Below are 11,896 nucleotides of genomic sequence, written 5' to 3'. Positions count from 1 at the left end.
ACGCACGGCCACCCCATCCTCAGGAGTTGGCTGCGAACCTGCGTCGGTGTGAGCCCAGCAACTCCGGAGGGCGGGGGCGCCGCGACCGTCAAGCGGTGGCGCCTCCGGTCCGAACACGCGCAGCAAGATCGCAGAGCGTGGCGTCGTCGTGTTGTAGGAACTCGAGGTAGGCAGCGTGAGCGGCCCGCTCGTCGAGATCCGTATTGGTGTGCTCGGGCTCGAACCCGATCGCCCAATGAAGCGCCTCGTCGGGCCGCCGCTCAACTGCAACGAACCCGCGCACGCCCGCCGGGACAGGGAGCGTGATCGCACCTTCGGAGCGGGCGAGAGCGATCTCGGCCCGAGCCGCGAGGCGCACGCGATGCTGACGATCCTGCCGCCGGGCGAAGAACTTCGCGTCGGCCTCACGGCACGCCAGGATGATGCGACGCATCTTCGGAGGAACCGCCATTATGCGGCCTCCCCGGTTTTGGGGCGGGCCGGCGGCTTCACCAACTGAACGAGCTCGGCGCTCGTCAGGAGGCAGGCCGAGCACGCCCGAACCGCATAGGCGGCGCCTCGAGCGTCGCCGATCGCAGCGAGATCGCTCGCTACGCTGGCATAGGTGGCAGCCTCGGCCATCGCCGCGGCGAGTGCTTCGAAGGTGCGGGCCTGATTGTCGGGATGAGGGGCGGGGCGGCTCATGCGCGGGCGCCCCAGCGATCGACGCGAGCGAAGGCAAGGTCAGCCAGCGCTCGCGAGGTTTCGACCGGATGCCCCGTGCGGCGGGCAATCGTTCGAACCTGCATCTCTCGGGCGTCATCGGCGCCCCAGACGGGAATTGCGGGGTCGGTGTGCGAAATGGATTGCCGTTGAACGGCGGTGCGCTTATGTACGGTCACAGGATTATTGACCTTAAAGCCTCTGCCGCGGAGCCCCCGTTGCAGGGGCTTTTTTTGTCTGCGCGTCAGAGTGTCTACGGAGAGCCGGCAGGCCGTGCCCGCCAGTGGCGGGGATTAGGCGGCGGCTTTAGGGGCCGCCTCATGGGCGGGAAGTCCCGCCATCTCGCGCAGAGGGGCAGTCGGCACCCGGATCAAGCCGCCGATTTTGACGGATGGGATCTCGCCCGCCTTCACTGCGCGATACGCCGCGTTCTTCCCGATACCGAGAAATCGGGCGGTGCACGGGATGTCGACCCAGGCCCGCGTCAGCACCTCGCGCATGTCCTGATCCATCGAACGCTCCAAACGGGTACAATTCGGGCCTCGAAAAATCGATAGATCAGATCGGGTGATCGCGCAAGTCTGTTGCGGCCCGATCGGGCCTCATATAATCAGCAGTGAACAGGAGCGCGCCGATGACCACGGATGACACCAAGCCAGCCCAAAGGCGCGGCCGGCCTCGGCTTGCCGAGGAGGACAGAAAATCAAGTCAGATAAAGCTTCGCGCGCGAGCCGGGTTGAGGGAGCAGCTTGAGGAAGCGGCAGCCCAAAGCGGTAGATCAGTCAGTGAAGAAGCTGAGAAAAGGCTCGAAAATAGCTTTAATGAACCAGAAGTAACTAAAAAAATATCGCAGCAAGTGTTAGAGCAAATGCGCTATGATTGGTTTGGTTCAATGGCAATGTTTGATAATGCCTTGGTATATAGTAAACTACTGTATCCATTTTTGAAAGAAGATAAATATCTAATAAAAAGCCAGACTACCGTAGACACGATGAAAAAACTGCTTGGCGCAGTCGCGGACGATTTGATCCAACATCTTTTGATTGCGGCGCGACATCAGAAGGAACACGATGCGAGCTTCGTGCCGTCCGGAAAAGATGACGGCAGCGGGACGGTTTCGTTTGCGGAGATGAGTTGGGCGTTTCGTATGAGCGCTGCTCAGGCGAAGGTGTTTGAGAGCGCCAAGGCCGCTATGCAGACAGAGAATACTTCAGATGTGAAAATAGAGTACGAAGAGTGAAAAGATGATATGAAAAATACAGGAAAGCCACTGAACGGAATATACCTGCATTCCTAATCAGCGTACCTTAGGGAATTAAATATGTGCTCTACTGGTCCCGTTCTGCAGAGGGACCAGTCATGGCGGTTGTGTACCCGCGCAAGCTTTACGTCCGGATCGACAAGGGCTTGCAGGCCGCCCTCATCCAGTGCGCCGAGGAGGCTGGCGAAAGCGTCTCGGTCTACGCCCGGAGACACCTGCTGACGGCGGTAGGGCTGCCCGCAGAGCCCGCACCCGCCGCTCCGGATCCGGAGCAGGCGAAGGACGACCTCTCTCGGGCGTTCTCGCAGCCTGTCCGCGCCGCACGCACCCTCAAAGGCTGCCTCGGCCGTATCGACGACCTCACCCGCGAAGACATCCGCACCCTTGCCGCGCGCCTCGACGCGCACCGCCGCATGACGGCCTGACGGAGGCGCTGAAGATGGCCGCTGACCTCGCCGCACTCGGTTTTGAAGTTGATACCCGCCCGATTGCGCAAGCAACGACAGACCTCGACCGCTTAAGTGCGGCGGCGATCCGGACGGAGCAGGCAGCGGCCGGCGTCGGAAGGGGGTTCGATAAAGCTGGAACCTCCGCAGCTAATATGCAGCGGAGCGTTAACGGCATCAATGCGATGCTTGAGCAAACCATTCGTGCTCATGTGCAGGCAGAGGCGGCGGCTGGCCGGTGGCATCGGACGCTAGCGGACGGTGCGAAGACCACAGAGCTTGCGGCCTATCAGGTGCAGAACCTGCGGGCGCAGTTTATCGACATCGGAACTACGCTGTACGGCGGAATGAACCCGCTGACGATCCTGATGCAGCAGGGGCCGCAGATCGCGCAGATCTTCGGCCCTGGCGCTGGCGTTCGTGGCATCCTTGGCGGCGTAGTGACGGAGGTTCAGCGCCTCGTGCCGCTGTCCCTAGGTATCGCCGGAGGTGTGGCCGGCGGCCTCGGGGTGATCGGTAAGGCGTACCTCGAATTCGACGCGAGCCAGAAAGCCGTTGCGGTCGGGCTGACGGGGCTCGGCCAGCAAAGCGGGATCGCGGCTGGCGAGATCGAGAAGATTGGTCGCGCGAGCATCCTAGCGACGGACAGCGCCACGCGGTACGCGACCGCCTTCGCCAGCACCGGCAACGCGACGCGCGACACACTGACGGCCGCCCTCAACAGTACTCGCGACTTTGCGACAACGTTCGGCACGAGCTTCGATGACGCCGCGAAGATCCAGCAGGAGTTCTTTACGAACGGCTCGGCGGCCTATGACAAGTATGCCGGCCGCCTCGCCACCTACAGCGCCACGACCAGCCGCCTGTTGCAGGACTTGCAGAAACAAGGCCGCGGCGGCGAAGTCGTTCGTATGGCTCTGGACGAGATCAACCCACGACTAGCAAAGTACAACGAGCTTGCCGGATATGGACAGCGCGCGACCAACTATTTGACCGACGCCTTGTCTAACTTCTGGTCGAACGTCAATCGAGGCGCCGCTGTGGCGGTGGGCGATCCCCGATTGAACGTGACGGCGCAGCAGAGCGCCAGCGCTGCGGTAGAGGGCGAGCTTGCCCGGATGCGGAGCGACCAAGAGCGCGCCGCGACTGTCGTGGTTGCGCAGAGCCGCGCAAACCGGCTCCTTGAGGTGAACCCGGTTGAGCGGCAGGTCAAGCAAAGTCAGGTCGAGGCCGGTCTAGGCCAGGGCGACAAGTACCAGAGCATTGACGAGCGGTTTGCCGGCGTTTTCGGTACGGCGAGCCGGCCGGATCTCGGCTCGTATCGGCAGGAAGCGCGGGAGCGGCCGAGCACGCAATATTTCAACGGACTGACCCTGAAGGACGTGGCCGAGCGCGCCGAGCGATCCATGATCGCGACGCCCGACGAGCTGCGAGCGCAGGTCCGTCGCGGCGTCACGCAGTCGAACGACATCACGCAAGCTCGAGCTCTGAACGATGTCTCGGAGCAGTCCACGCGGACGCAGCAGGCGCAGGCGCAGGCCCTCGGCAAGAGTGCCGGTGAGGCCGAGCGGCTGACGACCCGGGCGAACCTGCTGAACCGTGCCACCGCGGACGGCATCCCGCTCAGCGAGGCGAACCGGCAGCGCATCGACGCGGTGTCCGCGGCGATCGGTCGGCAGCAGCAAGCCTATGTCGAGGCCGCGGCCTCGCGGGAGGTATTCTTTCAACGCGCTCAACTCGGCCGCACGCCGCAAGAGCAGATCGTTAGCGCGCAGGTCCGGCAGATCTACGGCGATAACACGGACACGCCCGGCGCGCAGGCGTTGGCCGATCAGATCCGGTTGAACGCTTCGATCCGCGACACACAGGCCGCTTGGTCGTCGCTGGGGCAAATGGGGAGCGGCCTGATTGACCCGCTGCTAGACAGCACCCGGTCTTGGAGCAGCGCGGTTGCCGACCTCGCCCGCAACTTCGGCAGGGCGGCCCTACAGGCGGCTTTGTTCGGGCAAGGTCCCTTCGCTGCCCTTGCAGGCACGCAGGGCGCTGGCGCCGGCCCTGGCGGGTTCCTAGGCATGGCACTCGGCCCTATCGGAGCCGGCGGTAGGATCGGTGGCAGCGGCTTCCTGGGCTTCCTCGGGTTGGGCGGCGATGCCTCCAATGGTCTTGTGACCGGCGACGCCGCTGATTGGTTCGCCAATGGCGGAGTGATGACGAGCCGCGGTGCTCTGCCGCTGAACCGATATGCGAACGGCGGCGTAGCGAACTCGCCTCAGATGGCAATCTTTGGCGAAGGCCGAGGACCGGAAGCATACGTGCCGTTGCCGGATGGTCGAAGCATCCCCGTCAGCATGAAGAACGGTGCGGCGAACCAGAACGCCGCGCCTACCATGACCGATGCCCGATCCTACAGCTTCGACCTTCGGGGCTCCACGCTCACCGAGGCGCAGGTGCAAAGCGCACTCGCTCGGGCCATAGCTACGAACAACCAGGAGCGTGACCGAACCCAATTCGAGCGCGGCGAGGCTTATCGGCGGATGGCCGGCTGATGGTGTCGCGCGCCCAATGGCTGCTTGAGGAAGGCATGGCCGCCGGTCGCGACCTTGCCGACACAGCCACCGCCGCCGGCCTACGGGCGCTTTCTCACGATCCCGCAGTGGTGATGGAAATGGAAATGAGCCGGCGGCTGAACGATGCCGCGGCCGGGCTCACTGCTAAGGGCTGGCCGGCGGAGGATGTCAGCTTATGGCGCGGTGGCGTGATGATCGGCGTCGGTCTTCGGATGAAGGATTTAGCGAATGGCTGAGGTCATCGGCGCAGCGATTATCAGTGCAGAGGTTGCAGCCTCCATCGGCGGCACCATAGGCGTGTCCGGATTGGCCGTAACGTCGGCGGTAGGCTCCGCTGCTATTATCGCTTCCGGCACGGCAAGGAACACGGCCACTCCGCATGACATCGATCAACATCACGCTGGATCCGGACGCCGCATTCATCGTCACCGACGCGCTCCAAGTCGACTATCTGACGGATAGGCGGTTGCTTGGCACCAAGTGCTTGCCCCTGCCGCATCTTCGTGCCGCGGTTGCCATCCGTGGGCCCGGCCTCCTGCTTCCTTCCGTTTTCGCAGGCGCTAACCTCGTCGCGAGCTTCGAGGTAGCTGCGGCACAACTTGGCGAGTTTCTGCGGTCCGCCGTGAGCGCGTATGCCGGCGTAATACCGAATTGGCCTGGAAGCGCGGAAGCCTTCCTAGTCGGCTTCGCCTTGGACGGCGGGATGCCTCAGTGCTGGTACGCCCACGACGGCACGCACGATCCCTCGACAGCCTGGCAGCCAAGGCAGATTGGCGGCATCACGACAGACGTGCGTGCCTGCCCACCGCACATCCAGGCGCTCGCCGCCGCCGCCCGCACGCCCTGTGATATCAGCGGCCTCTACGTGCCGAACCGCGACGGCCCAGCCCTTATCGAGGCGCTGAGTCAGATCCCCGGCAACCTAATCGGCGGAGCCTGCCACCTCACGACGGTTGCTCGGAACTGCATCTATTCCGAGGTGCTGGCGACGTGGCCGGAGCACCTAGCCGGGGCGGCGATCCTTGAGGAGCTCGATAACCCGATCTAGCCGGCTGACGATCACCGCGGCCGACAGTAGGACAGCCGCCAGGATCAAGAGCCCGGTGACCAGCGTATCGCCAAAGTGGGAAGGAGGCCCCTGTGTGCCGATTACGAAGGTCGCGAGGGCCAGGAGGCCGAGGACGGCGAGAGCGTAGCGCATGGGCCAACCTACGCGATGCCCCGGCGCACGACGAGCCCGCCGGCCGGGAAGGCGCGGCGGGGCAATGATCTGATACGCAACGTGGCCCGGGCGGAAGATGGCCGAGATTGGTTAGCGCCTTCCTCGTGATCTTAAGCCGGCAGCCGCCATCATTTCCGCCACCGCGCACGGGTGAACCGCCACTGCAAAGTAGACGGGTCAATGGGTGTATGAGCCGGCCTCTGGCGTCCCCACAAAAATAGGACATTATCAGCCCTGCTAGCGCCACCGTGCAGGCTGTTCCAAGCGCGGCAAAACTAGATGGAAGCTCGCTGCTTAATCAGGCAGCAAATAAGGTTTTGCGAAGTGGGCACGTTCATTTCCATCGTATTTGCAATTATATCATTTTTATTGTGGTATGGAGCCAATAAGGATCATGTTGAAAGAACAGGATTTAATCTACCATCTGCCAATGCAAGGAAGCGGATCAGGCGCAACGCTCGTAGGAAGGGTATCAGCGAGGCCGAGGCGCATGCCGAGTGGGTCGTAAATAAGCGGGCTCGTCTACCAAAGGGGACCTACACACCTACGCTGCGATCACCACCCACGCTTGCAAGTTCGCCGACGATACCAGATTTATCAATTATATTGCCAGCAGTTTCTGACAATGATCCAGAACCTAAATTTCTGATTTCATCTCCTGTTCAAGCAGAAATGTCCTACAAGGGACGTCCGTATAGCCTACATTCCGACTATACGGTCTCTGGTGTGCTGAGCGGATCTCAGGTCCAATGGAAGAGCGTCCACTCTTTCCGGCGGTGGGTTGATACCAGGGTCACTGCACCTGTCGCACCTCTTGCATCTTCCCCTGAACCGGCTTCGGCGACTTCGGTCGACCACTTAGTCGAGCGACCACAGGAACCGCAGCCCGAGCGCTCCTCGCATGGCCGGGCGCTGGTGTTGGTGGCCGTAGCTCTCGCGGTCTCGGTGGCGAGCGGCTGGGTCTACGTCTCGCGGGGCCATCCCGGTTTTGGCGCCGGCCCCGTCCACCAAAACCCGGAGTCCGATCCGGTGAGGCCGCTTCTTGAAACCTCAGCACCCGCAAGCAGCCCGCCGATCGATCAAAATTCGCCGAAAGTGGAGGCCGCGGCTGTCCCAATGCCCAAGCGCGAGATGGTCGTCACGAAGCGGTCAGGAAACATCCGGGAGCGTCCCGATAGGGCGGCCCCGGTTTTAAGGACAGCCCAGGCGGGTATAAGTTTTCACGTCTTCACGAGAGCGCGCGATTGGGTCCAGATCGGGGTTGAGAAGCCCTGGGGCTGGATGCATTCGAGCCTTTTGAAGGATGGCAACAAATAATAATCTGCCGGTAGGCATAGCGGATGACAGTTATCCGCGCTGGACAGCCTGAAACAGCGAGCCCCGCCGGCCGGGTGGCCTAACGGGGCGCGGGGCCGATACGCGACAAGGCCCATCGCAGGATGATGGGAATGGGTTACCGGGTCATCAAATATGAAGGACTGAGCCCCTGTGCGCAGCTCCAAGAGACTTCAAGGATAGTGCCTTCAAGCTTCGCATCAGCACGGCGGGGGCGAATTTGGTACAGGGTTGCATTGCTGCACTCTATAGCCAATGCCATGTGACATCATATCTGCGCCCATGCGCTGAGGAAAGAGAGTTGGAACTTGCGTAGCAAGTAAGCTTCCAGATCTAACTGCTCCAATAAAGTAATTTCCCGCATTGGTTGCAGCAACTGAGGCATCTACTTGCATTTCTCGCGCGCTTATTTTCTTTCCATCTCTCAGTTCTTGAGGCGCTCCGACTGTAACTCCAACGTCAATAAAAGTAGGTGGAGAACCAAGAAGAAAACGGATCGCCGTGCAATACGACTGCTGCCAGTTTCCTGGACATTTTTTCACTTTGATTGCGCTTGGCTCGACAGCGTTCGTGGATTGGGTGCGTGGCCGTCCGGTTCCCCCTCCGCCACCGGGTGGTCTCGAGGGAGGCTCTGCCACCTCTCCTCCAAAACTACCACCGCCTCCACCACCTCCGAAAGGCGATCCCCCAGAAGGTCTTCGTTCCTCACAGACGATTGTCGTGTCGGGAAACGCTTCTTCCACCCTTTTCTTTTCTTCCTCACACGTTTCAGCAGCGGCTGTTGCTATAGAAAGCCAGTAAATACATGAAAAAACTAGATAACTAGCAAGTCGTGCTCGTGATACGAAAATCATAGGAAGCTCCCGCTGTCCTGTCAGAGCGAGATGGCGCTGAAAAGATCGCAATCTCACCCCGCCTTGTTATTCTAGTGTCATCACTTGTTAAATGGCAAGCATAAACATTTTGCATAATATTTATTAGTCGACCTTTGTCAGCGACCGAACAGCCTGCGCACTTCCGCCACCTCTCCGGCGGTTCGGCACACTGCAGGAGCGTCGCCACCTCGGCGTGGCAGGCAAGCCAGCAATCGGCGAAGTAGAGGAGCCGGCCGCCGGTACGGTCGAAGCCGACGCGGGACACCTTGAGGCTGGCGCGCTCCATCCGCCGGAACAGGTAGCGAACCCGAATGCAGAGCCAGAGGAACCGGGCTAACTGGCGCGGGGAAAGCCGGGGCTCGGCGGAGGGGATCGCGGTCGGCATCAGCAGCCCGCCAGCCACAGCAGGATCAGGGCGGCAGCGGTGACGACGTTGCCCTTTCCGGCCTCGTGGCCCGCCCGGGCGAGCACCTGGCGCTGAATGGCCCTGAGACGCATTAGACCGAAGGCGACGCGGCGGGGCTGGCCGAGGGCGAGGGATAGACGGGCGGTGGTGGCGAGCTTCACGCGCAGATCTCCGGGGCGGTGATTTCGTGGTCGGTGTCGGAGCCGCGCAGCCAAATGACCTGCGAGGCGTGGCCCTCAGGGGCGCCAAGGGACGGCTCGGCGTCGGCGCCGTCCTCAAGGTCGGTGTCGCCGTCCATCTCGTTGAGGATGGCAATCAGCTTGTCGGCGGTGTCGAGGGCGGCTTGCGCCGCAACCTCGATCTGCTCGCGAAAGGCGGCCTGGGCGTCGCGCGGAGCGTCAGGCTTGGGGCGGGGCCGGAAGGTGATGACATTCGCCACGGGTCAGGCTCCCCAAGCCTGAGAAATCTCGCGCATCATGTCGGCATCGCGGATGCGGTCTTCGCAGGCGATTTCGTGCTGAAGGCGCAGGCTCAGGATGTAGTCGCGCTCCTTTTCAGTCTGGGGGCTGCGGTTCGCGATTTCGTCAATAATCCGCTCCCCCACGAGAGCCGCACGGGTTTCCTCGAAATCTGCCAGATGACCCACCGGGGATGCATGAACGCAGCCGCGTGGATCTCTAAATGCGACGCTATAAGGTCGCGCGACGACACCTTCCCAGAGATGCCGAGCTGCCTGGTACGCCTCGTGGAGGTTCACGAGCTGCAACACGGTGAGCGGCTTCAGGTCGACCTTCGCGGCGGAAGGCCCGGCCCCGGTGTGCCCGTTACGCTCTGACTGGGCTTCGGCGAAGGCCTGATCGGAGCGGAACATAAGCGCATGCAATGCATCAATCCGCAGCTCGCGCGTGAGCCGGGCTTCCAACGCAGCGCAAGCCGCCCCGTCGAGGTCTTTGCACTCCGCATTGAACTGGCGGGTGCGCTCGGACCGGGCGATGTGGTGCAGGCGCATCGCCATGAAGGCGATCCATTCGGCGGCGGGTCGCGTTGATATCGTGCCGGCCGCGTCAGCGTAGGTCACGAGGCCGGTTTCGTGGTCGTAGGCGTCGAACCGGGCCGGGATCGCTTTGGGCTGGTCGAGGCTCGACACGTTCATGCCGGCAGCGTTCGAGAGTTCGCCGGTCAGGCTGTTCATCAGGTCGATCATCAGGCGACCGTCGGTCCCGTACTGGTCACGCGTCCGATCGGCCCGCCAAAGCATGATCGACGCGTCCCAGGCGAAGGCCAGAGCCTTCGCGTGGCGGGCCTCACGCGAGGTCGCAGGCAGCGCCTCGGCGGCGGCCATCAGGGCGTCCCGCCGGGCAATCATCACATCGTTGCGCACCTCCGCCTCGGGGCTGTGGTCCTGACGGTCCTTGTCTTGCTGGATGATCTGCGTCGCCCACTCCCGCTCGAGATCGCCGAGAAGGGCGAGCGCGCGATCGGTCGGCCGGGGGGCCACAATCGCCGCAGGGCTCGGGTCCGTGGTAGCCTCGGCCTTGCGCCCGATGTGGCGCATCTCCTCCGGCTCCCGGGCGTTCTCGCCGAAGCTGATGTTGCGGAAGGCCACGGCCATCGGGTGATCCCGCTCGGTCGCGCTGGCGTCGCCGAGGGAGTGCATCTGCCGCGAGATGACGGCCGCGGCGTAGGCCGCGCGGTCCGCATCCGACTGTAGCGGCGTGTGCAGCAGCGCCCGGAAGGCCTCCTCCTCGGCCTGCCGCCGCTCGGTCAGGTCCGGCAGGCCGTAGGCGTCGGTATAGAGGGCATAGCCGTAGGCCATCTCATGCGCGGCGAGGGCGGCGGCGAGGGCCTTGGACGGCTCTCCGGCGCCGATCGGCTTCGGCGGGGCGAACCGGGCGGGCTTGCCCATCACCTTGGCGGCCGAGCCCTTCAGGGCGGCGTAGCGGTCGCGCAGGGACGGGCGAGGCGCGTCGGGGTTGCGACGAGGGAGCTTCAGAGAGAGGGGCATAGGCAGTGCTCCAATGCTGTAGTGCTGTGACGCTTCAGTGCTGGCAGGCGAGGGGCCGTCAGAGGTGCGTGGCGAGCCCGATCAGGCCCATGCCGCCGCCGATCAGGACGAAGGCGGCGAGGAGATCGCCGGCCGTGCTCAGGAAGCGCAGGGCGCGGACGTGGGGCGTGTCCGGCCGGACGGCGGTGACGGCCTCCCATTCCTCGACGGTGCCGGGCACGGGCTCGTCTGGCGGCAGCGTGGGGGCGTGTCGGCCGTAGATCGGCGCGGGGAAGTAGCTGCGGGCCTGGAGCGTCTGCGGAGCGGTGGCAGGCACGATGCGGCGAGCGGGCGAGGTCATTGGCCGAGCCTCATGCCTGGATCTGCGCGCGGGTGATCATCACGGCGAAGCGCTGGAACAGCCAAGCCCCGAACGCGCCCTTATCGAAGTCAGTCGATACCTCGGCGAGGTAGGTCGCGAGGGCTTGCACCTCCTCGGCATTGGACGGGGTGAGCGCCAGCAGGGCGTTGAGGGCGGCCACCTCCTTGTCGCCGGCTCGATCGGCGATGGCGAGCAACAGGCGTTCGTCGGGAGCGCGGTCCTCCTCAGCCTGCACATAGTCACGCACGGCTTGGTTCACGGCGAGGTTGGCGCTGCGGTGATCCTCAATTGCCGCCAGCAGCGGGTTCTGGCCCTTCGGCGCCGGGAGGGCGAGCACGGCCGCGGGCGGTGCCGGCAGAGGGATGATGGGAGCCGTCTCCGTAGGAGGGAGAGGGCGAACCGCTGCGGCCGCGGATTTCACGACCGGGGCAACAAAAGCCTCGATGCTCGCGATGAAGGCGTGGCGATGCGGGAGGACGGTGAGCAAGGCGAGCGTCAGCGATACCATGAGCGGTGCTCCTGATTGGAAGTCGTCGGGTTGTGATGGGAAAGATGTTCCGGGATACCGTCCCGGGTGGACAAAAGCGCCTTGCGGCAATGACTAGGAATTACGAAGCGAACCCGCTGTTGAGCGCCCAGCGGGGATGATCACCTTCGGGGCCATACAGGTCGGGGAACAGCAACCACAGCCGGTCATCCATCTGGTTGAGTAGGTC

At 63.4% G+C, this 11,896-nt stretch carries 13 protein-coding genes; 5 read left to right on the top strand and 8 right to left on the bottom strand.

All coding sequences use genetic code 11. The features are described 5' to 3' along the window. Window positions 1-88: 88 nt before the first annotated feature. From BM430_RS29160 to BM430_RS29150, 3 genes are all read right to left on the bottom strand, one after another. Window positions 89-451, bottom strand: coding sequence for a hypothetical protein (locus tag BM430_RS29160; protein ID WP_093570723.1), 363 nt, complete (start codon window positions 449-451; stop codon window positions 89-91). Then, window positions 451-684, bottom strand: coding sequence for a hypothetical protein (locus BM430_RS29155; protein ID WP_093570722.1), 234 nt, complete (start codon window positions 682-684; stop codon window positions 451-453). The genes BM430_RS29160 and BM430_RS29155 overlap by 1 nt, the downstream gene beginning before the upstream one ends. 311 nt (window positions 685-995) lie before the next feature. Next, window positions 996-1,214, bottom strand: coding sequence for a helix-turn-helix domain-containing protein (locus BM430_RS29150; protein ID WP_093570721.1), 219 nt, complete (start codon window positions 1,212-1,214; stop codon window positions 996-998). Between the two features lie 122 nt (window positions 1,215-1,336). Here BM430_RS29150 and BM430_RS34290 point away from each other — a divergent pair, with 122 nt between their 5' ends. The 5 genes from BM430_RS34290 to BM430_RS29130 all read left to right on the top strand — a co-directional run bounded on the left by BM430_RS34290 (window position 1,337) and on the right by BM430_RS29130 (window position 6,024). Continuing rightward, window positions 1,337-1,942, top strand: coding sequence for a cytochrome P450 family protein (locus BM430_RS34290; RefSeq protein ID WP_143132153.1), 606 nt, complete (start codon window positions 1,337-1,339; stop codon window positions 1,940-1,942). 119 nt (window positions 1,943-2,061) lie between these two features. After that, window positions 2,062-2,388, top strand: coding sequence for a hypothetical protein (locus BM430_RS29145; RefSeq protein WP_093570720.1), 327 nt, complete (start codon window positions 2,062-2,064; stop codon window positions 2,386-2,388). A 14-nt stretch (window positions 2,389-2,402) separates the two neighbouring features. Then, the gene (locus tag BM430_RS29140) at window positions 2,403-4,955 is read left to right on the top strand and encodes a phage tail length tape measure family protein (RefSeq protein WP_093570719.1); all 2,553 of its coding nucleotides are present in this window, start codon (window positions 2,403-2,405) and stop codon (window positions 4,953-4,955) included. Beyond that, on the top strand, window positions 4,955-5,212 hold the full coding sequence (locus BM430_RS29135) for a hypothetical protein (RefSeq protein ID WP_093570718.1): 258 nt from the start codon (window positions 4,955-4,957) through the stop codon (window positions 5,210-5,212). Before BM430_RS29140 ends, BM430_RS29135 begins: the two co-directional genes overlap by 1 nt. A gap of 143 nt (window positions 5,213-5,355) precedes the next feature. Then, window positions 5,356-6,024: a hypothetical protein gene (locus BM430_RS29130; RefSeq protein WP_093570717.1), complete on the top strand. Its 669-nt coding sequence runs from the start codon at window positions 5,356-5,358 to the stop codon at window positions 6,022-6,024. Window positions 6,025-8,792: 2,768 nt separating this feature from the next. Here the strand turns inward: BM430_RS29130 and BM430_RS29120 are convergent. The 5 genes from BM430_RS29120 to BM430_RS29100 are packed head-to-tail and all read right to left on the bottom strand — an operon-like array spanning window position 8,793 to window position 11,688. Further along, on the bottom strand, window positions 8,793-8,975 hold the full coding sequence (locus BM430_RS29120; protein WP_093570715.1) for a hypothetical protein: 183 nt from the start codon (window positions 8,973-8,975) through the stop codon (window positions 8,793-8,795). Next, window positions 8,972-9,253 (bottom strand): hypothetical protein, encoded by a 282-nt coding sequence (locus BM430_RS29115; protein WP_244539706.1) that lies wholly within the window; start codon window positions 9,251-9,253, stop codon window positions 8,972-8,974. The genes BM430_RS29120 and BM430_RS29115 overlap by 4 nt, the downstream gene beginning before the upstream one ends. A 3-nt stretch (window positions 9,254-9,256) precedes the next feature. Next, window positions 9,257-10,819 (bottom strand): hypothetical protein, encoded by a 1,563-nt coding sequence (locus BM430_RS29110; protein WP_093570714.1) that lies wholly within the window; start codon window positions 10,817-10,819, stop codon window positions 9,257-9,259. A gap of 58 nt (window positions 10,820-10,877) precedes the next feature. Further along, window positions 10,878-11,159, bottom strand: coding sequence for a hypothetical protein (locus BM430_RS29105; RefSeq protein WP_093570713.1), 282 nt, complete (start codon window positions 11,157-11,159; stop codon window positions 10,878-10,880). 10 nt (window positions 11,160-11,169) lie between these two features. Further along, a complete protein-coding gene (locus BM430_RS29100; RefSeq protein ID WP_093570712.1) occupies window positions 11,170-11,688 on the bottom strand; it encodes a hypothetical protein in 519 nt (172 codons plus the stop codon). Window positions 11,689-11,896 lie beyond the last annotated feature (208 nt).

It is taken from the genome of Methylobacterium sp. 174MFSha1.1 (assembly GCF_900116815.1).
Lineage (GTDB): Bacteria > Pseudomonadota > Alphaproteobacteria > Rhizobiales > Beijerinckiaceae > Methylobacterium.
Note: the sequence above shows the minus strand (reverse complement) of the source record. Positions and strands in the feature narration are given on the sequence as shown.

Excerpts from the sequence above, each read along its gene's own strand:
- BM430_RS29160 (WP_093570723.1), bottom strand. The coding sequence starts at position 451 with ATGGCGGTTCCTCCGAAGATGCGTCGCATCATCCTGGCGTGCCGTGAG.
- BM430_RS29155 (WP_093570722.1), bottom strand. The coding sequence starts at position 684 with ATGAGCCGCCCCGCCCCTCATCCCGACAATCAGGCCCGCACCTTCGAA.
- BM430_RS29150 (WP_093570721.1), bottom strand. The coding sequence starts at position 1,214 with ATGGATCAGGACATGCGCGAGGTGCTGACGCGGGCCTGGGTCGACATC.
- BM430_RS34290 (WP_143132153.1), top strand. The coding sequence starts at position 1,337 with ATGACCACGGATGACACCAAGCCAGCCCAAAGGCGCGGCCGGCCTCGG.
- BM430_RS29145 (WP_093570720.1), top strand. The coding sequence starts at position 2,062 with ATGGCGGTTGTGTACCCGCGCAAGCTTTACGTCCGGATCGACAAGGGC.
- BM430_RS29140 (WP_093570719.1), top strand. The coding sequence starts at position 2,403 with ATGGCCGCTGACCTCGCCGCACTCGGTTTTGAAGTTGATACCCGCCCG.
- BM430_RS29135 (WP_093570718.1), top strand. The coding sequence starts at position 4,955 with ATGGTGTCGCGCGCCCAATGGCTGCTTGAGGAAGGCATGGCCGCCGGT.
- BM430_RS29130 (WP_093570717.1), top strand. The coding sequence starts at position 5,356 with ATGACATCGATCAACATCACGCTGGATCCGGACGCCGCATTCATCGTC.
- BM430_RS29110 (WP_093570714.1), bottom strand. The coding sequence starts at position 10,819 with ATGCCCCTCTCTCTGAAGCTCCCTCGTCGCAACCCCGACGCGCCTCGC.
- BM430_RS29105 (WP_093570713.1), bottom strand. The coding sequence starts at position 11,159 with ATGACCTCGCCCGCTCGCCGCATCGTGCCTGCCACCGCTCCGCAGACG.
- BM430_RS29100 (WP_093570712.1), bottom strand. The coding sequence starts at position 11,688 with ATGGTATCGCTGACGCTCGCCTTGCTCACCGTCCTCCCGCATCGCCAC.